13 protein-coding genes are annotated in these 24606 nt (G+C 63.7%); 10 read left to right on the plus strand and 3 right to left on the minus strand.

Annotation, left to right across the window (positions count from 1 at the left end):
* Positions 1 to 49 precede the first annotated feature (49 nt).
* Positions 50 to 1654 carry a sensor histidine kinase gene (locus ISP15_RS15570; protein ID WP_404548588.1) on the plus strand — a complete coding sequence of 535 codons (1605 nt, stop codon included), beginning with the start codon at positions 50 to 52 and terminating at the stop codon, positions 1652 to 1654.
* A gap of 48 nt (positions 1655 to 1702) precedes the next feature.
* Here the strand turns inward: ISP15_RS15570 and ISP15_RS15575 are convergent, their stop codons facing one another.
* The gene (locus ISP15_RS15575; protein WP_404548609.1) at positions 1703 to 2665 is read right to left on the minus strand and encodes a LacI family DNA-binding transcriptional regulator; all 963 of its coding nucleotides are present in this window, start codon (positions 2663 to 2665) and stop codon (positions 1703 to 1705) included.
* Positions 2666 to 2951: 286 nt separating this feature from the next.
* On the opposite strand from ISP15_RS15575, the gene pgmB reads away from it, so the two are divergent.
* The 9 genes from pgmB to ISP15_RS15620 all read left to right on the plus strand — a co-directional run bounded on the left by pgmB (position 2952) and on the right by ISP15_RS15620 (position 21078).
* Positions 2952 to 5966 carry a beta-phosphoglucomutase gene (gene pgmB, locus ISP15_RS15580; protein ID WP_404548589.1) on the plus strand — a complete coding sequence of 1005 codons (3015 nt, stop codon included), beginning with the start codon at positions 2952 to 2954 and terminating at the stop codon, positions 5964 to 5966.
* A 60-nt stretch (positions 5967 to 6026) separates the two neighbouring features.
* Positions 6027 to 8585, plus strand: coding sequence for a TonB-dependent receptor (locus tag ISP15_RS15585; RefSeq protein ID WP_404548590.1), 2559 nt, complete (start codon positions 6027 to 6029; stop codon positions 8583 to 8585).
* A gap of 314 nt (positions 8586 to 8899) precedes the next feature.
* Positions 8900 to 10144: an MFS transporter gene (locus ISP15_RS15590; protein ID WP_404548591.1), complete on the plus strand. Its 1245-nt coding sequence runs from the start codon at positions 8900 to 8902 to the stop codon at positions 10142 to 10144.
* A 27-nt stretch (positions 10145 to 10171) separates the two neighbouring features.
* Positions 10172 to 12430 carry a glycosyl hydrolase family 95 catalytic domain-containing protein gene (locus ISP15_RS15595; protein WP_404548592.1) on the plus strand — a complete coding sequence of 753 codons (2259 nt, stop codon included), beginning with the start codon at positions 10172 to 10174 and terminating at the stop codon, positions 12428 to 12430.
* A 91-nt stretch (positions 12431 to 12521) separates the two neighbouring features.
* Positions 12522 to 14354 (plus strand): tetratricopeptide repeat protein, encoded by a 1833-nt coding sequence (locus tag ISP15_RS15600; protein ID WP_404548593.1) that lies wholly within the window; start codon positions 12522 to 12524, stop codon positions 14352 to 14354.
* The gene (locus ISP15_RS15605) at positions 14351 to 16606 is read left to right on the plus strand and encodes a glycoside hydrolase family 65 protein (protein WP_404548594.1); all 2256 of its coding nucleotides are present in this window, start codon (positions 14351 to 14353) and stop codon (positions 16604 to 16606) included. The genes ISP15_RS15600 and ISP15_RS15605 overlap by 4 nt, the downstream gene beginning before the upstream one ends.
* 61 nt (positions 16607 to 16667) lie before the next feature.
* Positions 16668 to 18389: a trehalase family glycosidase gene (locus tag ISP15_RS15610; protein WP_404548595.1), complete on the plus strand. Its 1722-nt coding sequence runs from the start codon at positions 16668 to 16670 to the stop codon at positions 18387 to 18389.
* Positions 18390 to 18484: 95 nt separating this feature from the next.
* Positions 18485 to 19561: an alpha/beta hydrolase gene (locus ISP15_RS15615; protein ID WP_404548596.1), complete on the plus strand. Its 1077-nt coding sequence runs from the start codon at positions 18485 to 18487 to the stop codon at positions 19559 to 19561.
* An 80-nt stretch (positions 19562 to 19641) separates the two neighbouring features.
* Positions 19642 to 21078 carry a sigma-54-dependent transcriptional regulator gene (locus ISP15_RS15620; protein WP_404548597.1) on the plus strand — a complete coding sequence of 479 codons (1437 nt, stop codon included), beginning with the start codon at positions 19642 to 19644 and terminating at the stop codon, positions 21076 to 21078.
* Positions 21079 to 21307: 229 nt separating this feature from the next.
* On the opposite strand, the gene gspD is transcribed toward ISP15_RS15620, so the two are convergent.
* Both gspD and ISP15_RS15630 read right to left on the minus strand, forming a co-directional pair.
* Complete coding sequence (gene gspD, locus ISP15_RS15625; RefSeq protein ID WP_404548598.1) at positions 21308 to 23404, minus strand: type II secretion system secretin GspD; 2097 nt, start codon at positions 23402 to 23404, stop codon at positions 21308 to 21310.
* 101 nt (positions 23405 to 23505) lie between these two features.
* The gene (locus ISP15_RS15630) at positions 23506 to 24210 is read right to left on the minus strand and encodes a hypothetical protein (RefSeq protein WP_404548600.1); all 705 of its coding nucleotides are present in this window, start codon (positions 24208 to 24210) and stop codon (positions 23506 to 23508) included.
* Positions 24211 to 24606: the final 396 nt, after the last annotated feature.

The following is a 24606-nucleotide window of genomic DNA, read 5'->3' on the forward strand; positions in this document are numbered from 1 at the left end:
CCGCACCCATCCTTCCTGCCGAGTGCCCAAACCCGTGTCCAGCCGCGCGATGTCCGACTCGACCAACAGCACTACGACCCGCCATGAATTGCTGTTCCTGAATTACTTCCGGCTGGCCCAGGGGCTGGTTTACGTCGGGCTCGCCTTCACGCCCGCGGGCATGGGCTGGCCGCACCTGGACAATATCGGCCTGGCGCGCCTGGTCGCCGTCAGCTACCTGCTGTTCGCCGTCGCAGTGGTCGCCATTACCCATCTGACCCGGTCGCTGGGCTGGCTGGGGATTCTCGGCACCTTGTTCGTGGACATCGTCGCGGCCGTGCTGGCGATCGCCGCCATGAACGATGCGCGCATCGGCATCGCCATGATGCTGGCGGTGAACCTGGCCGCCGGCGCGCTGCTGCTGCCGCTGCGGCTGGCGTTGTTCCTGGCGGCGCTCGCCACCCTGGGCGTGCTCGGCCGCACCCTGCTGTCGCTGCCGCACGTGGTGAGCGCGGATGACCGCGATTTCCTGGAATCGGGCCTGTTCGGCATGGCCTATTTCGCGATCGTGGTGTTGTGCAACGTGCTGGGCCGCCAGTTGCGCGCCAGCGAAGCGCTGGCCGAGCAGCGCAGCATCGACCTGGTCAATCTCTCGCAGGTCAACGAATTGATCATCCGCCGCATGAAGACCGGCGTGATGCTGGTGGACGACGCCAACCGCATCCACCAGATCAACGAATCGGCCTGGATGCTGCTGGGCAATCCTTCGTCCGACCAGCGCGACCTCGGACGCTGCGCGCCGGAGCTGTCGCGCCGCCTGTATCACTGGATCACCTCGGGCAAGCTCGACGAAACCGCCACGCAATTGGCCGACGGCATGCCCGAAGTGGTACCGCGTTTCAGCCGTCTCGCGCCGAACGACGATTCGCTGGTATTGATCTTCCTCGACGACACTTCGCTGGTATCGCGGCGCGCGGAAGAACTTACGCTCAGTTCGCTGGGCCGGCTGTCGGCCTCGATCGCGCACGAGATCCGCAACCCGCTCGCGGCGATCCGCTACTCCGCGCAGCTGCTGGCCGAGTCGAACGAGATGAATGCCACCGACCTGCGCATGGTGGAGATCATCAACAACCACTGCAGCCGGCTCAACGAGATCATCGAGAACATCCTGCAATTGTCGCGGCGCGAGCGCTCACGCCCGGAAACACTCAACCTCGGCGACTGGTCGCACGCCTTCGTCGAGGAATACAAGCAGGGCAACGACCTGGGCGGCGATTCGCTGCGCGTGATCGACAACAGCGCCGCGCCGGTCGCCGCGGTGGCCGATCCGCAGCAATTGCAGCAGGTGGTATGGAACCTGGTGCAGAACGCGCTGCGTTATGGACGCATGCCGGGCGAGCCGGCCCGCGTGATGGTGGTGGTGCGGCATGGCGAACATGGCGTGCCGATCCTGGAGGTCATCGATCGCGGTCCGGGCATCGCGCCGAAAGTGGCGGCACAGATCTTCGAGCCGTTCTACACCACGCACGAGTACGGCACTGGCCTGGGTCTGTATCTCGCGCGCCAGATGGCCGAGGCGAACCAGGCCGCGCTGGAATACGTGCGGGTCGCCGGCGGCGGCAGTTGTTTCCGGCTGGTGTTGACGCCGCCGGCACGCATCGAACCGACTGTTTGAGCCAGCCGGATTTCCCGCGCGCCATGCCCTGATGCCGGCAGCAACGGCTCAGGTGGAACGCACCACCAGGGTGGTCGCCATCATCTGCGACGGCACGCTATGTCCCTGGATCAGCGACAGCACCTTGCGCGCCAGCAGCACGCCGCCCTCCTGCCAGTTCTGCCGCACGGTGCTTAGCGGTGGCAGGAAGCTTGCGCCCAGCGGCGTGTCGTCGTAACCGATCACCGAGACGTCGTTTGGCACCGACTGCCCGAGTTCGACCAGCGCACGGATGGCGCCCATCGCCAGCAAGTCGCTGCAGGCGAAGATCGCATCGAAGCGCACCTTGCGCGCGGACAGCGAGCGCACCGCATCGACCCCCGATTCCAAGGTGAAGTCCACGCGCCTGAGCAGCAGCGGCTTGATGCCGTGGCCGGCCAGTTCATCGACGAAGCCGAACAGGCGCTGCGCCATTTCGGGGTGATCCGGGTTGCCAATGAACACGGGATTGCGCCGTCCGATGGAAAGAAAGCGCTCGGCCACGCTTACCCCGCCCTGGCGGTTGTCGCTGCCGACCACGATATGGTTGTCGCCGCCTTGGGCGGCCGCGCCCCACACCACCATCGGCAGCCCGAGCTTGTCGTACAGGCGCACCGCATCCTGGCGCACGCCCTGGCCCAGCAGGATCAGCCCGTCGGCGGCCTGCACCGCGGCATCGGCCGCGCCCTGGCGGGTGGTCAGCAGCACGCTGTAGCCAGCCGACGTCAGCTCCTGGGAAATGCCGCCCAGCAGGGACAGCGGGTACGGGTCCCACATGGTGCGGCCCGATGACGGCTTCATCTCCACGATCACCGCCACCGTATGGCTGCGACGCAGGCGCAGATTGCGCGCGCTGACGTTCAACTTGTAACCATGCTTGCGCGCCAGCGCCTGCACCCGTTCGCGGGTGTCGGCATTGACCAGCGGGCTTTCGCTGAGCGCGCGTGACACAGTGATCTTGGAAACCCCGGCCAACTCGGCCAAGTCCGCCATGGTCAGGCTGGGGCGTTGCGCAAGGGGTTGTTTCTTCTTGGCGTGCGTCAAGAGGCGACCCTCGGATCGGAGTGCGGCGGCATCGGCCGGTAGAAACCTCGCAAGTGTGCCCGACAGCATCCTTTCGTCCAAATGCGACCACGTTTTGACCACGCCGAGCGCGGCAGAATGATGCGCCGCGACAATGATATCGATATCTTGATATCGATATCATCCCAACTTATGCTCGCCGCACAGAGGCCGCCGGCCCCATGAGAAGACCCAGCACATGCCAAGGGGAGAATGCGTGCACCGCCACGAAGCACCTGCCATAGCCATGGAACCGGCCTATCAGGTGACCGCCGATCCATGGCGGCTGGCGCACACGCATCGCCCGGCCGAAAGCGAGCAGGCCAAACTGGAAAGTTTGTTCGCGCTGGCCAACGGCACCTTGGGCGTGCGCGGCGGCCTGGAAGAGGGCCGCAGCCCCAGCCAGGGCAGCTTCCTCACTGGCGTGTGGGAACGCACGCCGATCGAATACCACGAACGCTTCCCCGGCTTCGCCCGCAGCACCGATACGCGCATTCCGGTTCCCGATGGCGTGCGCATCGGCGTGCGCCTGGGCGAGGCGCCGATCGATCTGGGCGAGGGCGAATGGCAAGCCTTCGAGCAGGCGCTGGACCTGCGTACCGGCTGCCTGGAAAGAAAGCTGCGCTGGCGCTCCCCCACGGGCGTCACCTTGCAGATCGACGCGGAACGGATTGTTCCCCTGCACACGCCCAACCTGCTGTGCATCCGTTACCGCGTCACCTCTATCGACTACAGCGGTCCGATCACCCTCGAATCGGCCCTGGTCGCCAACAATACCGCCGCCGAACAAGGCGACGATCCGCGCATCGGCACGCGCGTCAGCGGCGGACTGAGCATCACCGCATCCGATGCGGACCGCACCCTCGCCTCGATCTGCCAGCGCACGCAGAACAGCTCCATCCGCCTGGCCAGCGGTCAACGCCATCGCGCCGTGCGGCCGAACCTCGCCTTTGCCCGCGCCATCATCGAAGACGGCCAGGGCGTGCAGCAGCATTACGCCGCCGAGCTACAGCCGGGCGACAGCGTGGTGCTGGAAAAATTCGTCGCCTACGCCTGGAGCCGCCCGGAAGGCGGCGACACCGAGGCGTCCTTGCTCGACACCGTCGCCACCAGCCTGGAGCGCGCGCTGACCCTGGATTTCGACGCGCATCGGGCGGAGCAGGCGCGCGCCTGCGAAGCATTCTGGCAAGCGGCGGACCTGCAGATCGACGGCGACACGGCAGTCGAACAAGCATTGCGCTTCAACTTGTTCCACCTGCTGCAATCCACCGGCCGCGACGGCAGCGGCAGCGCGGCGGCCAAGGGGCTCACCGGCGAAGGCTACGAAGGCCACTACTTCTGGGACACCGAAGCCTTCGTGCTGCCTGTGCTGGCGCTCACCTCGCCCGAGCAGGCGCGCAGCATGCTGCAATACCGCGTCAACACATTGGACCGCGCCCGCAACCATGCGCGCGAGATGAACCACCCGGTCGGCGCGCTCTACGCCTGGCGCACGATCAGCGGCGACGAATGCTCGGCTTATTTTCCATCCGGTTCGGCGCAGTACCACATCAATGCGGCGATTGCGTTCGCGATCCGCCTGTATGTGGACGTGACCGGGGATATCGATTTCCTGGTTCGCGGCGGCGCGGAAATGCTGTTCGAGACCGCGCGCCTGTGGCACCAGGTCGGCTACTACAACGCGCGCCGCAATAATGCTTTCTGCATCTGCCAGGTGACCGGTCCCGACGAATACACCGCGCTGGTCGACAACAACTACTACACCAACCACATGGCGCAGCAGCACCTGCGCTACGCCGCCGACGTGGCCTCGCAACTGGGCCGCGAACGGCCGCACGATTACGCGCGGATCGCCGCGTCGATCGATCTGTCCGATCGCGAAATCGCCGCCTGGCTCGGCGCGGCGGATGCGATGTACCTGCCGGTCGACCCGGTGCTGGGCATCTTTCCGCAGGACGACGACTTCCTCAACAAGCCACGCCTGCCGATTGCGCATCCGGGCGAACATGGCCATCGCCCGCTGCTGCTGCAACTGCATCCGCTGACGATCTATCGCCATCAGGTATGCAAGCAGGCCGACGTGCTGCAAGCCTTCGTGCTGGCCGGCCATGCCATCGACAAAGACAGCAAGCGGCGCAACTTCGATTACTACGAAGCCGTCACCGTGCACGATTCCACGCTGTCGGCGTCGACCTTCAGCATCGTGGCCGCGGAGGTCGGTTACGCCAGGAAGGCCTACAACTACTTCCTCGACACCCTGCGCGTGGACATCGACAACTTGCACGGCAATACCTCGCACGGCGTGCACATGGCCGCGATGGCCGGCAGCTGGCTGTCGCTGGCGTGGGGCTTCGGCGGCCTGCGGCCGATCGATGGACGCCCGGCATTTGCACCGGTATTGCCCGCGGCGTGGAACGGCTATCGCTTTGGTATTCGCTGGCGCGACCATCACATCCGGGTTGAGGTCGACAAGGAGCGCGTGACCTACGCGCTTACCCAGGGCGCGCAACTGGAGATCCTGCATCGCGGGGCCACGCTGGCGCTGCGCGCCGGCCAGCCGGTCAGCGTGCCGCTGCACGCACTATCACAAGCGCTGAAGGGAGTGATCTTCGATCTCGACGGCGTGATCGCCGACACGGCCATCGTGCATCACGCGGCGTGGAAAAAACTTGCCGCCGAGATCGGCCTTCCTTTCGACGACAACGTCGGCGAGCGACTCAAGGGCGTCGATCGGCGCGGCTCGCTGGACATTCTGCTCGAGCATGCGCCGCATGCTTACTCCGAAGATGAGAAAGAAGCCCTCGCCGCGCGCAAGAACGATTATTACCGGCAACAGATCGAAAGCTTCGGGCCACAAAACCTGCTGCCCGGCGCGCGCGCCGCGGTGGAATCGGTGCGCCGCGCGGGCTTGAAGACGGCGCTGGCCTCGGCCAGCCGCAACGCACCACTTTTGCTGGAAAGGCTCGGTATCGCCGATTTGTTCGACTACGTGGTGGATGCCAACCACATCAGTCGCGCCAAACCCGATCCCGAAATTTTCCTGGCCGCCGCGCGCGGTCTCGGGCTGGCACCGGGTGAATGCCTCGGCGTGGAGGACGCCGCGGCAGGAATTGCCAGTATCCACTCTGCGGGAATGAGAGCGGTGGGAATCGGCCAGGCGCAAGCCCTGGCCGGAGCGGACCTGCTGCTGCCGGACGTCGCCGCGTTCGACATCAGCCGATTTACGACATAAGCGGCTAACAGGCGCGGTGACGCCGCGCCATCACATACGAATCGTTGGGGAGAACGTTTGATGAAGACCAAGCCATTAGCACGTGTAACGTTATCGGCGGCGATCGCGGCCACGCTCATGTCCGGCGCCGTGTATGCGCAGCAGGCGCCGAGCCCGGCGCCCGTCCCCGCCAATCCGCAAAACGCCGGCACGCAACCGCCGGCCAACGCTAATCCGCAGAGTTCTGCCGCGCAGCAGGCCAATGCCAAGAATGCAGCCACGTTGCAGCAAGTGGTCGTGACCGGTACCGCGACCCTCGGTGGCGTCAAGAAGATCGACGCAAGCTATTCGATCACCTCGCTCACCGCGGACCAGATCAAGGAAGCGAACCCCAAGAGCGCCGCCGACCTGCTGAAGGCGTCGCCCGGCGTGTTCCCGGAATCGTCCGGTGGCCAGACCGGCGCAAACATCGAAGTGGCCGGCTTCCCCGGTGGCGGCGATGCGCCGTATGTCAGCTTCCAGCTCAATGGTTCGCCGATCTTCGCGCAGTCCTCGCTGTCCTTCATGGACAACTCCTCGATGTTCCGGCTCGATGACACCATCGACCATGCGGAATTCGTGCAGGGCGGCCCGGCGGTGCTATACGGCAACGGGCAGCCGGGCCTGACCGCGAACTTCCTGCTCAAGGAAGGCACCGACGTGCCTTCGGGCGACATCGGCTTTACCTACGGCTCCGAAGGCATGGAGCGACTGGACGGCTTTCTGGGCTTCAAGGTGGCCGACGGCTGGTACGGCAGCATCGGCGGTTTCTGGCGCCGCTCCGACGGTGTGCGCAATCCGCAATTCCCGGCCGACAATGGCGGCCAGCTGACCGCCACACTGTCGCGCGACTGGGATAGCGGCTCGCTGATGTTCTACGCGCGCGCCCTGAAAGATCACAACCAGTTCGTTACCGATACGCCGATCCTCAACCCGGGCCGCGGCCAATACTCCGACTATCCCGGATTCAGCCCGCTGACCGGCACCTTCGGGAGCAAGGCCGATCAATACGAATTCATCCAGACCACGCCATGCGGCACCCCGGGTTGTACCCCGGGCGGTATTCCGGTGAACCTGGCCAAGGGGCGCGGTTCGGATATCCATGAATTCGGCGCCAACTTCGATTGGGATTTCGGCAATGGCCTGACCCTGTCGGACAAGCTGGGCTTCACCGGCGGCCAGATGAACACCATCTCGTTCTTCAGCACCGGCACCAATCCCGAATCGCTGGGCGACTATATTGCCGGCGCGGAAGCTGCCGACCCCACCATTGCGGGCCTGCCCGCCACCGCCACCTACACCAATGGGCAGACGGCCAGCATGAACCAGCAGGTCACCACGCAAGGCCTGTGGTACGTGCACAAGCGCATCGCCTCGATCAGCAATGAGTTCCACATCAGCAAAGAGCTGTTCGATGGCAATACGTTGACGTTCGGCAATTACACCGCCGTCTACAGCGACCACGACACCTGGTATCTCGGCAACGAAATGCTGCTGCAGGCTCAGAACAACCCCAACCCGATCGTGGTCGACCTCAGCAACGGCGACCAGCTGAGCAGTCCCCAAGGCTTCGTCACCGGCGCCACTTCCGGCGCGATCGGCGAACGCTGGAATGGCTTCAACACCGCGTTCTTCCTGACCGATACCTGGAAGCTCGACAACTGGTTGTTCGACGGCGGCGTGCGTGTCGAACAGCAGCGCGCCAACGGCGGCATCGCCAATACGGCGACCGGCGACCTGGATGACAACCCGGCTACGCTCTACAACAACAACTCGCCGTATTTCGCCCCGGGCTTGAGCTACATCCATTACCAGAAGACCGCGCCGTCCTGGACCATCGGCGCCAACTACGAATTCGACCCGAACATGAGCGCCTACGTGCGCATCAATGACGGCGTGCATTTCCCTGGCTTCGACGATCTGCGCGGCTTGCCGGACACACCGGTACAGAAGATCCACAACATGGAAGTCGGCTTCAAGTACCAGGCTGACTGGGTATTCCTCGACGTCAACGCCTATCGCCGCCTGTTCTACAACGTGCCGTACACCATCACCCTGACCACCGGACAGTATTCGTTCGACTACGGTTCGGCCACCAAGGGCATCAACTTCAACACCACGTTCAAGCCGATCGAACACGTGACGATTGCCTTCGGCGGCGATTACATGGATGGCCATTACACCCACAACCAGGCCTGCACGCCGTATACGACCATCGACAACATCCAGGCCTGCGCCAGCCTCGACGGCATGCAGTTGCAGCGCCAGCCGAAGTTCCAGGGGCGCGTCACCCCTGCCTACGACATGCCCACGAGCTGGGGCGACTTCAAGGTATGGCTGACGTATGAATACGTGGGCGACCGCTACGGCGACCTGATCGAACAACAGCCGCTGGGCCATTACTACGACCTCAGTTTCGGCGTGCGTGCCGACGTGGGACAACACTGGCAGTACAGCGTGCAAGGCACCAATCTCACCAACCAGATCGGCATCACCGAAGGCAACTCGCGCCTGTTCGGCTTTGCCAGCAGCAATGGCGTGATCCTGGCCCGCTCGATCGAAGGCCGCGAGGTGAACGGTCAAATCAAATACAACTTCTAAGCAACGCCCGGACCTCGGCATCGCAGCATGAATAACGTTCGGCGCGCTCTCCGCGAAACATCCAGGGAAGCGCGCCGAACGGCGATGCCAGTGCCGAACAATGTGTTAGCCGCCCTCCCCTCCCTGGGGCACCCATGGCCGGGGGCAAACTACCCGGCCATGGACTTTCCATACGAAGCAGGTTGTAAAGTGGACCGGACGGTCATGGTCTTTTTTCCAAGGACGCGCCCGTGCATGCACGGTTCGCCGATCCAAGGCGACGGTGACGATCATGTCCAGGCTCGTGCATTCACCAGCAAGCAGGTCGCCATGACATGAATCGATTCCGCATCATTGCCGCGCTGGCGTTGACGTACATGCTCTTCGCGATCCTGCTCAACAGCGTCGGCACGGTCATCCTGCAGTCGATCTACACCTTCGGCGTGGACAAGCCGCAGGCGAGCCTGCTGGAGTTGTTCAAGGATTTGCCGATTGCGATCACCTCTTTCCTGGTCGCGTCTTTTCTTCCCCTGCTCGGTTACCGGCGCGCGATGATGATCGCACTGGGCATGGTTGCCTGCGCCTGTGTGCTGATGCCGCTCTTCCCGGGCTTCCACACCACGGAATTGCTGTTCACCTGCGTCGGCATTTCGTTCGCGCTGGTCAAGGTGGCGGTGTATTCGTCGATCGGCCTGCTGACCGGCGATCGCAGCGAGCATGGACGGCTCACCAATACGGTCGAGGGTCTTTTCATGGTGGGCGTGCTGCTCGCCGGCTGGCTGTTCAGCGCGTTCGTCGATCGCTCGGCACCGGCCGATCCTGCGTGGCTCAATGTGTACTGGGTGCTTGCCCTGGTCTGCTTGCTGGTGATCGTGCTGCTCGCCGTGTCGCGCCTGGACGAATCGGCGGCACATTCCAGGGAAACCAGGACCATGCATGGCTCGCTGCTGGAGATGCTGCATCTGTTCCTGCGGCCGCTGGTGTATGTGTTCCTCGCTTCGGCATTTCTTTATGTGCTGATCGAGCAGAGCTTCAGCACCTGGCTGCCGACGTTCAACAACGAGATTCTCAAGCTGCCGAACGCCATGAGCATCCAGCTTGCGACCATCCTGGCCGGCGCCTCGGCCATCGGTCGCCTTGCGGCGGGCCAGCTGTTGCGGCGCATACGCTGGTACGTACTGCTGAATATCTGCGTCGTCGGCATGGGCTTGCTGGTCACGCTGACCCTGCCGCTGGCGCAGGGCGTGACCGCACGCGCCGACGCAGGCTGGCTGAATGCACCGGTCGCCGCGTACCTGATTCCGCTGATCGGCCTGCTGATGGCGCCGATCTATCCGGTCATCAATTCGGTGGCGCTCAGCTCGCTGCCCAAGCCTTCGCACGCGCCCATGACCGGCCTGATCGTGATCTTTTCCGCCCTGGGCGGCACGCTCGGCTCACGCATCACGGCGATGGTCTTTTCGCGCTTCGACGGCATCCATGCGTTCTATTTCTCGCTGCTGCCGATGCTGCTGATCCTGATCACGCTGTTTCTGTTCAAGCGCGAAACCGTGAAAGTCGCCGTCGAGCAAGGGGAATGAGAAGTGAGTAGAAGCTTGATCCGATTCATGCATCGATCATGGCCGCGTGCATGGCGACGCGCCTGGGTTGTCCTGCCGCTGCTCGCTCCCGGTTCGCCGCTGCTGGCCCAGGCCACCGATCCCGGCTTCGTGCTTACCGCGTCATCCGATCAGTTCGGCAGCTACTTTCCCGGCTACCTTGCGAACGGCTATTTCTCGACCATGACTTCGCCGCGCGGTACCGAACCGTCGCGGGCCTACATGGTCGCCTTCATGGATTACAGCAAGGATGACATTTCACGCCCGGCGGCGATCCCCGGCTGGAGCGAGATCGATTACAACCCAGGCGGCGGCTGGATCAACTCCACCCGGCTGGACAAGAAAATCTTCGCCGGCTATGCCCAGGCGCTGGATATGTACGACGGCACGCTCACCACGCGCTATCGCTTCGACTACGCCAACAAATCGACCGACGTAAAGGTCGTCACCTTCGTCAGCCAGGCCGACCATCATCTCGCCGCGACCCAGCTATCGATCACCCCGCACTTCGACGGCAGCGTGGAACTCACCTTTCCGATCCGCCTGTGGTCCGAACACCAGCCGCGCTTCCCGATCGGCAGCATGAGCGGCGACCAGATGATCGCGGCGGTGATCGCCAGCGGGCAGAACCTGGACAACAAGCCGATTCCCACGCCCGACCGCGCGCCGGTGTGGTATCCCGGCTACACGCAAGTGCTATCCAGCGACGGCGACACCCACGACTTGACGCTATGGCTCGATGGCCGCGCCAAACAGGGCCTGGAGATGGCCGAGGCGGCAGCGATCGAGCTGCCCAAGGGCCTGGCTATCGAGAACGTCAAGCTCGAGAAAACCGCCGAACTGTTGTCGCTGCATGTCATCGCCAAGGTCAGGAATGGAAATACCTATACCTTCAACAAGTATCTCGCCGCTTCCCGCCAGGATTGGGGCGGCGACGCCAACGCGGATGTCACGCTCGCCAAACAGGCGCGGCAGCGCGGCTTCGACAGCTTGCTGGCCCGGCACCAGGCTGCGTGGCATGAACTGTGGAAATCGGACATCGTGGTAGACGGCGATCCGCAAGTGCAGAAGGCGGTGCACTCCGATCTGTATTACCTGCTGTCCAACACCACGACAGGCACCGCGTGGCCGATGGGCGCCTGCGCGCTGACGCCGAACTACGCCGGCCATGCATTCTGGGACAGCGATTCATGGGTATTCCCGGCGCTGCTGCTGTTGCATCCGGAACGGGCCAAGCCCATCGTGATGTTCCGTCACCGCACCATGCAGCCCGCGCGCGAGCGCGCGATCCAGTATGGCGCCAAGGGCACGATGTATCCGTGGGAAGCCGATCCGCAGACCGGCGTGGACAACACGCCGCACTTTGCCTATGGCGTGTTCCGCGAGATCCACGTCAACGCCGACATCGCCATCGCGCAATGGCAGTATTACCTCGCCAGCGGCGACAAGGCCTGGTTGAAACAGTACGGCTGGCCGGTAATCCGCGAGATCGCCCAGTTCTGGAGCAGCCGCGTGACCTACGACAAGGCGCAGGATCGCTACGAGATCCTGCATGTCACCTCACCCGACGAAGCCTACGACGACGTACCGAACGACTCGTTCACCAACGCCGCCGCGCGCAAGGCCTTGCAGATTGCCATCGAGGCTGCCAGGCAGGTTGGCGAACCGGCCGATCCGCAATGGGCGGCGATCGCGGCGAAGATGTACATCCCGTTCCTGGCCCAGGATCAGCGCCATCTCGATTTCGACGCTTCGGTACCGCACGACAAGATCACCTGGATGGGCTCCTCGCTGGTGTGGCTGATGTATCCCAACCTCGACCTTCCCATGTCGGACACGGTGCGGCGCAACGACTTCGACTTCCAGTTGCACGAACTGAAAGTGCATGGCGACGATCCCAACGAAATGATGATGGTGATGCTGGCCGTCGGCGCCTCCGAGCTGGGCGACGCGAAGAGCGCCGGCGACTGGATCCAGCGCAACCTGACCGGCTTTCTCAAGCCGCCGTTCAATGTGCGCACCGAGACCGTCGCCAATAACGCGGGCTACATCCTCGCCACCTCGGCCGGCTTCCTGCAAAGCATGCTGTATGGCCTGACCGGCCTGCGCATCGACGACAAGGGGCTGGACGCCGCCTATGCGCCGGTGCTGCCGCCAACGTGGAAATCGCTCACGCTCAAGCGCGTGAGCTTTCGCGGCCACCAGTACGATGTGACGGTCGAGCGTGACGCAAGCGGCAAGACCACCTTGGTACGGCGACCGCTGTGACAGGTGGACGCCATCGCCGCTTTCGGTCGCGCCGCACGCGGCGTCATCAGGCACGCTGCTACTTTCGTCCGATCGATAGCTGCATACGCGCATGAGCGATTCGACGCCCACTTTCCCGGCTACGCTGCTCGACGCGATGCGGCAGGTCGGCACGCTGCTGCAAGCCGGCGACCTGCGCCGCGCGCAGGATCGGCTTGAGTCGATCGTCGAGCACCATCCGGACTACGCCGAAGCATGGCGCCTGCTCGGCGGCGTCCGCCAGGCCTTCGGCGACCACGAAAGCGCGGAGGCATTCCTGCGCAAGGCCATGGCGATCGATCCCGGCTGGGCGCCGACCTTCGCAACCTTGGGCGAACTGCTGCTCAACAGCGGCCGGCATGACGAAGCCGAGTCGCTCTTGCGCCGCGCCGCGCAGCGCCTGCCGCAAGCCGCCTTGTTGCTTGCACGCCATTGCAATGCCCAGCAGCGTCCGGCCGAAGCGCTCGCACTGGTCGCGCCGTTATGTGCGTCCGGCCAGGCCGATGCCGAATGGGTCACCCAACATGTCACGGCGCTGGCCGCGCTGGGACGCCAGCACGAAGCGCTCGCGTTCTATCGTCGAGCGGCTGACGCTGCGCCCGACAGTCCGGCTGCGGCGCACGCGCTGGCGATCGCGCTCGGCGCTGCCGCCCTGCATGCCGAAGCCGAACACGCAAGCAGTCACGCGCTGGCGCGCGGACACACCACCGCCGCCGTCTACTTCACCCATGCGAGCAACCTGGTCGCACTCGGCGATTTCGATCGCGCCGAAACGGCCCTGCGCGATTGCCTGCAACGCGAACCACGCCACATCGAGGCGCACAATCATCTCGCCCGGCTGGTATGGATGCGCACCGGCGATCATGCGCAAGCCATCGCGACGCTCGATCAGGCCTTGCAGGCATTCCCCGGCGATGACGCACTGCTTGCCGCGAAAGCCGCCGTGCTGCAAGGCGCGGGCGATGCGCGTGGCGCCTATGCAAGCCTGTCCGCGCAGGCTGCGCGCGCACAGGCCACGCCCGCCTTGCTGGTGCGCGCCGGACTGGCCGCGCTGGAATTCGATCCGGACACGGCGCGGGCATTGGCCGAACGGGCGCTGCGCCTGTCGCCATCCGCCACGGCTGCGCGAAATCTGCTGGCCGCCGCCTTGCTCGGGGTCGGCGATGCGCGCGGAGCGTTACTGCATGTCGAGGCCTTGCGCGTCAACGCGCCCGACGATCAATACCTGATCGCACTCCAGACCACCGCCTGGCGCCTGCTTGGCGACGCGCGCTATGACCTGTTCTGCGATTACCCACAGCTGGTGCGGCAATACCTGCTGCAAACACCATCGGCGTGGCCGGACCTCGCCAGTTTCCTGGCCGAACTGAAAGACCGCCTCGAACGCCTGCATCCGCCGGATGGACATCCGCTGCTATTCCAATCGCTGCGCCACGGCACGGAAACTACCGAAGACCTGACCCGTCATGCCGATCCGCTGATCCGCGCGCTGTTCGAGGCATTCGATGCGCCGATCCGCGACTATCTCGCATACCTCGGCCATGGCGACGATCCGCTGCGGCGCCGCAATCGCAGCAGCTATCGTTTCAACGGCAGCTGGTCGGTGCGGCTGCGCCGCGCGGGTTATCACACCAGCCACGTGCATCCGCGTGGCTGGATTTCCTCGGCCTGCTACGTGGACCTGCCCGACGGCATGGGCGATGCGTCCACGCCAGACGGCTGCCTTGCGTTCGGCGTACCCAGCGTGATGACGGTTCCTGCCTTGCAGGCCGAGCATGTAGTGCGGCCCGAAGCAGGCAGGCTGGTGTTGTTTCCATCTTATTTCTGGCACGGCACCGTGCCGTTCCACAGCGACCGGGCCCGGCTTACGGTCGCGTTCGACGTGATCCCGGGAGCATTGACATGAAGAGGTCGCGGTACATGCTGCTATCGCTGGCATGGCTGGCCGGCCGGGTATGTGCCGCGACCGATCCCAGCTTCCAGCTCACCGCGACCTGGAAGGATCTGGATGCGTATTTTCCCGGCCAATTGGGCAACGGCTATATCTCGACCCTGACCGCACCGCGCGGCACCGAAGGCAATCTGGCCTACATGGTCGCCTTCATGGATTACGCCAAGGGCGACGTCTCGCGTCCCGCCGCGATCCCGGGCTGGACCGGCATCGACTACAGCACCGGCCCGTCGCACGCCGGACAGTTCTGGCTCAACCAGGTCGATCTCAACGCTGCGCACTTCCAGGATTACCACCAGACCCTGGACATGCACGACGGCGTACTCACCACCAGTTATCGCTACATCGACGGACGCAAGAGCACCGCGATCAAGGTCGCCACGCTGGTAAGCCAGGCTTCACCGCACCTGGCGGCTACCCAGTTGTCGATGACGCCGGATTTTGATGGCGAAGTGGAACTGTCCTTCGCCTTCGATCTGTGGGCGCCGCACCAGCCGCGCTTTGCGCTCGCGCAACTGGACGGCGCGCAAATGCAAGAAGCCGTGGCCGCCAACAACCTGAAGCTGCAACCGATCCCGCCGGCCACGCCCGACCGCGCGCCGCTCTGGTATCACGGCGATACGCACGTGCTGGAAAGCGACGGCGATACCAGGTCCTTGACGCTATGGCTCAACGGCCATGCCGAGCAGGGCGCGCGCATGGCGGCAGCCGCGGCCGTGTCGCTGCCGCAAGGCATGCACGCGGAGTCGGTGCGGCTCCAGCGCGATGCGTATCGCCTTGCGCTGGATATTCGCATCGATGTACGCAAAGGCCATACGTACACATTCACCAAATATGTCGCCATCTCCCGCGATCACTGGGGCGGCGATGCGCAGCAGGACCTGGCGCTGGCCACGGCCGCACGCGCCGGCGGCTACGACAGCCTGCTCGCGAACCAGCAGGCCGCATGGCATGCGCTGTGGCAATCGGACATCGTGATCGAGGGCGATCCCAAGGCGCAGCAGATCGTGCATTCGGACCTGTATTACCTGCTCTCGAACGTTACGCCCGATACCGCCTGGCCAATCGGCGCCTGCGGCATGACGCCCGGCTACACCGGGCACATTTTCTGGGACAGCGATTCGTGGGTGTTCCCCGCCTTGCTCTTGCTGCATCCGGAGCGCGCGAAATCGCTGGTGACGTTCCGCGCCGCCACCCTGGCGCAGGCGGAACAGCGTGCGCGTGCGCGCGGCCTGCGCGGCGCGATGTATCCATGGGAGGCTGATCCGGATAACGGCAGCTCGCAAACACCGCACTTCGCCCAGTTGCTGGACGAACACGAGATCCACGTCAACGCCGATATCGCCATCGCGCAATGGCAGTACTACCTGGCCACCCGTGATCGCGACTGGCTGGTCCAGCATGGCTGGCCGGTGATCCGCGCCGTGGCCGATTTCTGGGCCAGCCGCGCCACCTACGTGGCGGCCACGCAACGCTATGAGATCGAGCACGTTACCTCGGTGGACGAAGACTACAGCGACGTGCCGAACGACACATTCACCAACGCCTTGGCGCGCAAGGCGCTGGAGATTGCCGCGCAAGCCGCCGCGGTCGTGGGCGAACCGCCCGATCCGCACTGGGAGACGGTAGCGAAAGGGCTGTACCTGCCTTTCTCCGCGCAGCAAGCGCGTTACCTCGATTTCGATCCATCGGTCGCGCATGACATCGATTCGTGGAGCGGCAGTTCGCTGCCCATGCTGTCCTTGCCATCGCTGGACCTGCCGATGCCGCCCGACGTTCGCCGCCACGACTACGCCTACGCCATGGAGCCGATCGAACACTTGCATCGCGATCCCAACAGCATGGGTATCGCGCCGCTGTCGATCGCCGCATCGACCGCCGGCGACAGCACCGCCGCCGACGCATGGTTCGAACGCAACATCACCGCGCATGTGCTCAAGCCACCCTTCAACGTGCGCACCGAAACGGCCAGCAACAATACCGGTTATTTCCTGACCGCCAGCGGCGGCCTGCTGCAGAACATCCTGTACGGCTTCACAGGCCTGCGCATTGCGCAGCAAGGGCTGGTGCAAGCCTACCGGCCGATGCTGCCGGCGCACTGGACCGGATTGACGCTCAAGCACATCGCTTTTGGTGGCGAACACTACGACATCGAACTGAAGCGCGGCGCGAATGGAGACGTCACGCTGACGCGCACAGCGCTTTGAAAGTTGAACCACGCGACCGGCGCCCGCCATGGTCGCCGTTTGCATCGAACGGGGAATGGGCATGACGACCACACATCGCTTTACTCGGAACCACGCCAAGGGATCGCGCCTTGCCATGCGCGCCGGATGCCTGGCCTTGCTGTTATCGGCCGCCCTCGTCGCCACCGCCGCGACGACGCAACCGGATCCAGCCAAAACCCGCGCCTATATCGACCAAGCCTGGAACACCTTGACGCGCTCCATGGACGATTGCGCGTCGCTGCGCGATCCGAAGATCAAGGCACGCCCGGTGCTGTACGTGCCCACCCCGTTCACCACGCCGCCGGAACTGGCACAGGCGGAAAAGCGCTGCAATATCGATGTGCATGCGCTGCCACGGACCATCGACCAGCTCGGCGACGTCGATGCGACCAAGCTGCCGGTGCAGGGACTGCTTTACCTGCCGCATCCTTATGTCGTGCCGGGCGGCTTCTTCAACGAAATGTACGGCTGGGACAGCTACTTCATCGTACTGGGCCTGGTAGCCGATCATCGGACCGAGCTGGCCCGCGACATGGTCGACAACGCCCTGTTCGAAGTGCAGCACTACGGTGGCGTGCTGAACGCGAACCGCACCTATTACCTCAGTCGTTCGCAACCGCCGTTCCTGACCGCGATGATGGTGGCGGTGCTGAACGATCCGGCCAGCTTCCACAGCGCCGCCGAAAAACGGGCATGGCTCGAACAGGCGTATCCATTGGCGGTGCGCAACCATGACATCTGGACCCGGCCGGAGCATCGTGCCGGCGACACCGGCCTGGCGCATTACCAGGACCTGGGCAATGGCCCGGTGCTGGAGGCGCTGGACAGCACCTACTATCGCGGCGTGATCAAGTGGCTGATCGCGCATCCGGCGGAAAACCCGGGCTATCTGGTCAAAGCCGCCGAACACCCGGACGCCGCCGAAAGCGCGCGCCTGCGCACGGAGAGCTGCGACCTGGCCGCTTCCCGCGTCTGCGCCGGCAACTGGCTGGGTGGCTACCGGCTGACCGCCGACTACTACCATGGCGATCGGGCCATGCGCGAGTCGGGATTCGATATCAATTTCCATTTTGGTCCGTTCGCCGGTTCCACCCATCACTACGCGGCGGTCGGCCTGAACAGCCTGCTTTATCGCTACGAACGCGACCTGCACGATTTCGCCATGCAACTGGGCAAGAGCGCCGATGCCGAGCGCTGGGCGCAGGCCGCGTCGGCACGCAAGGCCGCCATGGACAAATACCTGTGGCGGCCAGAGCTTGGCATGTACCGGGATTACGACTTCATCGCGGGCAAGCCTATTGCCACGCCCTATCTCACCACGTTCTATCCGCTATGGGCCGGCGCGGCGTCCCCGCAACAGGCGGCGGCGGTGCGCGGCAAGCTCTCCCTGTTCGAATTGCCCGGCGGCCTGACCATGGACGATCGCCCCAGCGGCGCGCAATGGGACAGCCCCTACGGCTGGGCGCCGACCAACTGGCTGGCTGTCTCCGGCCTGGATAGCTACGGCTTCCATGACGATGCCCGGCGCATCGCCGCCAAGTTCGATGCCACGATCGACCGCAGCTTCGCCGCTGACGGCACCATCCGCGAGAAATACAACATGGCGCTGGGCAACGCCGACGTGAACATCAGCGCGGGCTACACCGCGAACGTAATCGGCTTTGGCTGGACCAACGGGGTATACCTGATGTTGCGCGAGATAGCGGGCGACAACGCCGGGAAGCCGGCCCGTTCTGGCAAGTCGCCGGCGAGTACGCCGTAACGGCCAGATCCCCACACCTCGTGCATCCTGCCACCGGCTGAACGATGCGCGAGGCACGAAGCTTGTCATCGTTGACCGATTCGAGGAATTCCATCATGCGCACACTACGTTTTTCGTTGGCCGCATCGGCGGCCATGCTCTTCGCCGGCGTCGTAAGCCCAAGCGCTTGCGCCCAGGCGAGCGCTCCCGCTTTCCACGCCGATGGCAGCGTTACCTCGCCCGCCATCACCATTCCCTATTCCGCCTACGCCTCGCCCCAAGCGCGCGCGTTCTTTCCCAAGATGCTCGCCGCCGGCAGCAAGGCGCCGCCGATCACCGCCCCGATCGCGCAAAGCCGCGCGTTCTACGACCGCATGAACAGCGATCGCGCCGCGCGCATGGAAAAGATGTATCCGGTAAACATCCACAGCGAAACCATCGCCGGCGTCGGCACCGACGTGGTGCTGCCCGCGCAAGGCGTATCGACGGAAAACCGCAACCGGGTACTGGTCAACCTGCACGGCGGCGCGTTTCTGTGGGGCGCGCACAGCGGCGGGCTGGTGGAAGCGATTCCGATCGCCAGCCTCGGCCGCATCAAGGTGATCACGGTCGATTACCGGCAAGGCCCCGAGCACACGTTCCCCGCCGCCAGCGATGACGTGGAGGCGGTCTACCGCGCACTGCTCAAGCATTACAAGCCAAACCAGATCGGCATCTACGGCTGTTCCGCCGGCGGCGTGCTCACCGCCGAGGCGACGGCCCGCTTCATCAGCGACAAGCTGCCGGTGCCGGGCGCCATCGGCACCTTCTGCGGCTCGCTGCTCGACATCGACGGCGACTCGTCCTACGTCGCCCCGCTGTTGAACGGCGCGGGCGTGCCCGCGCATCAGCTGAAGCTGATGGACCTGCCGTATTTCCATGGCGTCAATCCGCGCGATCCGCTGGTGCAGCCGGGCCTGTCGCCGGCGCTGCTGGCCAAGTACCCGCCCACGCTGTTGATCACCGGCACGCGCGACATGACCATGAGCTCGGTGCTGTACAGCCAGCAGCTGCTCGACCAGGCCGGCGTGCCGACCGAGCTACACGTATGGGAAGGCATGTGGCATTCGTTCTTCTCGGACCCCGAATTGCCCGAATCACAGCAGGCCTACCGCGTGATCGCGACATTTTTCCTACATCACCTAGGCCACTGACGCCACATGTACACACCACGCTTTGCCACTTGCAGGTATGGCGAGTATCCTGAACGACAACCCCCTCCCGCCTCCGAATCATGAGCCAACAGACCGTCCTGGTCATCGACGACGAACGCGACATTCGCGAACTGCTGACTATCACGCTGGGCCGCATGGACCTGAAAGTCGATGCGGTCGGCACGGTCGCCGAAGCGCGCCATGCACTCGGCGAACGCAGCTACGACCTGTGCTTTACCGACATGCGCCTGCCCGACGGCAGCGGCCAGGAGATCATCGAGCTGATTGCGGCCGAGCATGATGAAACGCCGGTGGCGATGATTACCGCCTACGGCAACGTCGACGCCGCCGTCACGGCGCTGAAAGCCGGCGCCTTCGATTTCGTGTCCAAGCCGGTCGACATCCAGATGTTGCGCCGGCTGGTACGCACCGCGCTGAAGCTGGCCGAGGAAAAGCGCACGGGCGCAGCGCCCGGCATCACCGCTACCCGTTCCAGCGATCGGCTGATCGGCGACTCCGCCACCATGCAGCAGGTGCGCGGCACCATCGCCAAGCTCGCGCGCAACCAGGCACCGGTCTATATCGCCGGCGAATCGGGCGTGGGCAAGGAGCTGGTGGCGCGGCTGATCCACGAACAGGGTCCGCGCGCGAGCGGTCCGTTCGTGCCGGTGAATTGCGGCGCGATTCCCTCCGAGCTGATGGAAAGCGAGTTCTTCGGCCATCGCAAAGGCAGCTTCACCGGCGCGGTCGCCGACAAGGAAGGCCTGTTCCAGGCCGCTCACGGCGGCACGTTGTTCCTGGACGAAGTGGCCGAACTGCCGCTGCACATGCAAGTGAAGCTGCTGCGCGCGATCCAGGAAAAAGCGGTGCGTCCGATCGGCGCACGCGAGGAAATCGCGGTGGATGTGCGCATCCTCTCGGCCACCCACAAGAATCTCGCTTCGCTGGTCGAGCAGGGCCAGTTCCGCCAGGACCTGTTCTATCGCATCAACGTGATCGAATTGCGCGTACCGCCCTTGCGCGAACGCCGCGGCGACGTGCCGCTGCTGGCCGATTTCGTGCTGCGCCAGCTGGCGACGAAAAGTGGCGGCAATGCTCCCGTGCGGTTGCTGCCCGAAGCGCGCCAGGCGCTGGAAGACTACGATTTTCCAGGCAACGTGCGCGAGCTGGAGAACATCCTCGAACGCGCCGTGGCGATGTGCGATGGCGATCGTATCGACGCCAGCGACCTGATGCTGCCGCAGCGCCCCTCGCGCCACGGCACGGCCGACATGGGCACCGCCCTGGGCCATCACGCGCCGCCCGGCTTCGCGCCTGCGCCGGCACCCGCCACGGCGACGGCCGCGAATACGCCCTCCAGCGAACTGCCGCTGGACGACTACATCAGCAACCTCGAACGCACCGCGATCATGAAGGCGCTGGAAGAGTCCCGCTACAACAAGACGGCCGCGGCACGGAAGCTCGGCATCACGTTCCGGGCCTTGCGCTACAAGTTGAAGAAGCTGGGGATCGATTGATCCGATCGGTTTGGATGGCATGTGGCGGGGAGCGAATCGCGGTACTTTTTCCAGATATTCCTCGCGCTCCCGCGCCGCATCCGACGCAGGCCCTCCGCAGGAGACAAAAGGAAATCAGCGGGCGACCGCACAACGCTGGACTAACCGTTTTGCAGACTGTCCCTTCGCGAAATAGCGGTTCGTCCAGGCTGAACGCTCTGGCAGAGGGCCGAGCAGGCACGGACTTCACTTAATTTTCTTTCCCGCCCCTCAAAGGCTGCAATGCTTTCAGCTTGCGTTTGTATTCTTCGGTAATGCGCCTTGCGTCTTCACCGCTGGAAATCACGGTAGGCGTGATCAGCACGATCAGCTCAGTGCGGTCGTGTTTGCGCTCGACGTTACCGAACAACTGACTCAGCAACGGGATATCTCCCAGCAACGGTACCTTGGCGCGTCCTTCCGAATCGTCCTGCTGGATGAGGCCGCCAAGCAGTACTGTCTGGCCGCTGCGCACGATGGCATGGGTGGTGATCTGGCGTTCCTGGATAGTGGGGTTGCCCACGGCATCGGCGCTGGCCGTGGTATCGACATTGCTCACTTGCTGCCCTACCGTAAGATAAACCAATCCCCCCGGATTGATGCGTGGCGTGACATCCAGAATCACGCCGGTATCCTCGTATTGCACATTGCCCACCGTGGCGTCGGCATTGCCGTTGGTATCGAGGTAGTTTTGCGTGATCGGAATGCGGCTGCCTACCTGCACGTGCGCCGATTCTTTGTTTGCAACGATCACCGAAGGCGCCGATAACACCTTGGTAGTGCCGCTGCTTTCCATCGCATGCAGCGCCACCCGCATAGAGTTATTGACGAAGGAATAGAAGAACGTGTCGTTGGCGCTGTAAGCGCTGCCGCCACGTCCAAGTGCCACCTGACGGGGATGGATGGATTTATCCGCAGCATCGGAAGCCCCTGCCAGACCTTGCAGGTACCATTGCACACCAAACTGAAACTCACCGGTCAACTTGACCTCAAGTACGCGCATTTCCACCTGCACCTGCAACGGCAACATATCCAGGCGCTCGATGACAGGCAGCATTTCGGCCCATTGCTCGGCTGCCGCACGCACCAGCAATTGGTTGCCCGTGTCAGTGGCCGTGACACGTATGCCGTTGTCTAAGGTCTGTGAGGGACCACCCCGTTTGGAGGCGCTTTTCAATGTTGCGGCGGCCGCCGGGCGGGAGGCGTCGATGGCGCCAAAACCTGCCGCGTTGCTACCCAGACCAGGAGGTGCCGCACTGAAGCCGCCCGCCGCCGTGATCGTGGATGGCGTCAGCCCAGGTGCCACGCTGGCGGGAGCTTGCGCCGCGTAACCAGATCCTCCCGAGCCGTAGATATCGTTGAGATATCCGGCCAAATCGCTGGCATCGATATTGCGTGCGTCATAGACGTAAAGCTGCGGCTGATGACTCCGGCCACGATCGAGGCGCTCCACCCAGCGCCCCACTTCTTCCAAATAGGCCGGCTGCCCGCTGATGGCGATCAATGTATTGGTCTGCTCCATCGGAATAAAGCGGACCATGCCGGCAACCGGCGTGCCCGAGTTAGCGCCGAACAGCTTGTCCAGTTCCGCCTGCACGCCGCTCGCATCGGTGTGCTGGAGGTTGAATAGCGCCACTGACATGCCTTTCAACCAGTTCACATCGAACGCTTCGATGGCACGCTGATAGTTCTCCAGATCCTCGCTGTTGCCAGCAAGCGTGAGCACGTTGCGTTGGTCATCCGCCTGTAGGATCGCATTGGGCTTGGCAAAAGGCGTCAACAGCTTCTGCATCTCGCTGGCGGCGATATAGTGCAGTGGATACAGCCGCGCCTGCCATCCCTCTAGCGGTGCAGGAGTACCGACGCGCGGCACCACGTTTCCCGCCAGCGCCTGCTTGGCCGGCAACACGATATAGCCAGTACCTTGACGCACCAGTGCGTTATCGGTCCATGCAAGCAACATCTGTAGAATCGGCAGCGCCTGGCTGCGGTCGACCGGCTCGGCGGTGGAAAACGTCACCCGCCCCTGCACGCCCGGCGCCAGGGTATAAGGCTGTTTAAGCAAATCGCCCAGGATGACGCCTACGGCAGCCTGGATCGGCTGATCCTCGAAATCGAAGTTGACGCGCTCACCGCCGCTGGGCGATGGGCGCGGCCTGGGCAACGCTATCGGTCGAACAAACTCACCGGTACCCACGTTGAGCCCCATCTGAGAGCCCCGATCATGAGCGCTATATGTCTCGGAAGTAGTGATGGGCAAGGACGCGGGCACCGGCTTGTCGACACCGTTGAATGCTTCCTGCAGCATGGCGTCATTCCGCGCGGGGTTTTTTGCGCAGGCGGAGATCAGTAACACTCCCAGCAGAAACATTCCTAGCAAAAAGGGACGGCACTGCATCTGTGGCATCGTCAAGGGCTCCCTGTCGAAGTTGGTGAGGCTTGCCGCCGCCGCATGACAATCTTTTTCAATGCATCCATCCGTGCCCGGCGAATGGCAACATCATCTACGGGTGCTGCCACGGACTCGAGTGCGGGTTCCCGGGAGGAAGCGGTTGTCAACATCGGCGCTGACTGTGGTGCGGCTGCGATGACCGTTGAGGATGTGCCCTCTGGTCTATCCATGGTCCCCGGGGCGAATTTGCCTTTTGGTTTCGGAAAAACGAGCTCTGCGCGGTCGGCCCCGCGTGCAAACACCACACGATGCGATTCGAGCGACAACAGCCGCCATCCCTGGTACATTCCATCAAGCGGAATGCGTAAGGGCTTGCCGGAACTATCCTGCAGCAGGGCAACATGCAACGACGGCGTCCGCACCAAACCTGTCAATGTGAGCCCTTCCAACGTCACGGCCGGCTGGCCTAACACCACCATCGCGGCCTGCTTGCGTGATGGCTCGAACAAGATGTGCTGCCAGATATCCTGCATAGAAGCCAGTGGCCGCGTAACCGGGCCCGGCTCATGAATCAAATGGATCGGGACGGATCGTATCGGCAACGCAGGTTTCCACCGCACATCGCGACCGACACCGCCGACCAATGCCAATAGCACAAACACCAACACCGCACACAACAATACAAGTACAGGCGTCAGTCGGCGCTGGATAACAGCTTTCACGTCATTAACCTGTCAGCGCATAACGCATGGCGATTCAGTCTTAGTCGCCCTATTCTTTTTGAATTCCGGCCTGTTGTATGTAGGCGAGATCTAGAAAATCCTGCCATCCAAGTCAGTGGCGACCATGGTCAGTGTCTGTGTTTCGTAAATCAGTGTTACCAATCGCCGCATAACACGCTAATGGCTTCACGCAAGCGAAGCCGATCACTATGAATATGAATTCGAATCGTGCCACTGGCTAGGGATGCTCTGATCCATGCTACGCAGGCGGCATGATGACCAGAAGGCTCGCAGAGTGTGTTGTGCGGCGCCGGGAAGACTGGCCGTCTTGCCAAGCCGCGCGGCGCACTCTGCGTGCCTTCTGGTCATCACCCCATCGCTTTAAATTCAACATGT

This window comes from Dyella jejuensis, assembly GCF_044904675.1.
Classification (GTDB): domain Bacteria; phylum Pseudomonadota; class Gammaproteobacteria; order Xanthomonadales; family Rhodanobacteraceae; genus Dyella_B; species Dyella_B jejuensis.

What these genes read in the sequence shown, in the direction of transcription:
- ISP15_RS15570 (WP_404548588.1), top strand. Translation starts at nt 50, where the DNA reads ATGTCCGACTCGACCAACAGCACTACGACCCGCCATGAATTGCTGTTC.
- ISP15_RS15575 (WP_404548609.1), bottom strand. Translation starts at nt 2,665, where the DNA reads ATGGCGGACTTGGCCGAGTTGGCCGGGGTTTCCAAGATCACTGTGTCA.
- ISP15_RS15585 (WP_404548590.1), top strand. Translation starts at nt 6,027, where the DNA reads ATGAAGACCAAGCCATTAGCACGTGTAACGTTATCGGCGGCGATCGCG.
- ISP15_RS15590 (WP_404548591.1), top strand. Translation starts at nt 8,900, where the DNA reads ATGAATCGATTCCGCATCATTGCCGCGCTGGCGTTGACGTACATGCTC.
- ISP15_RS15595 (WP_404548592.1), top strand. Translation starts at nt 10,172, where the DNA reads ATGCATCGATCATGGCCGCGTGCATGGCGACGCGCCTGGGTTGTCCTG.
- ISP15_RS15600 (WP_404548593.1), top strand. Translation starts at nt 12,522, where the DNA reads ATGAGCGATTCGACGCCCACTTTCCCGGCTACGCTGCTCGACGCGATG.
- ISP15_RS15605 (WP_404548594.1), top strand. Translation starts at nt 14,351, where the DNA reads ATGAAGAGGTCGCGGTACATGCTGCTATCGCTGGCATGGCTGGCCGGC.
- ISP15_RS15610 (WP_404548595.1), top strand. Translation starts at nt 16,668, where the DNA reads ATGACGACCACACATCGCTTTACTCGGAACCACGCCAAGGGATCGCGC.
- ISP15_RS15615 (WP_404548596.1), top strand. Translation starts at nt 18,485, where the DNA reads ATGCGCACACTACGTTTTTCGTTGGCCGCATCGGCGGCCATGCTCTTC.
- ISP15_RS15620 (WP_404548597.1), top strand. Translation starts at nt 19,642, where the DNA reads ATGAGCCAACAGACCGTCCTGGTCATCGACGACGAACGCGACATTCGC.
- gspD (WP_404548598.1), bottom strand. Translation starts at nt 23,404, where the DNA reads ATGCTGCAGGAAGCATTCAACGGTGTCGACAAGCCGGTGCCCGCGTCC.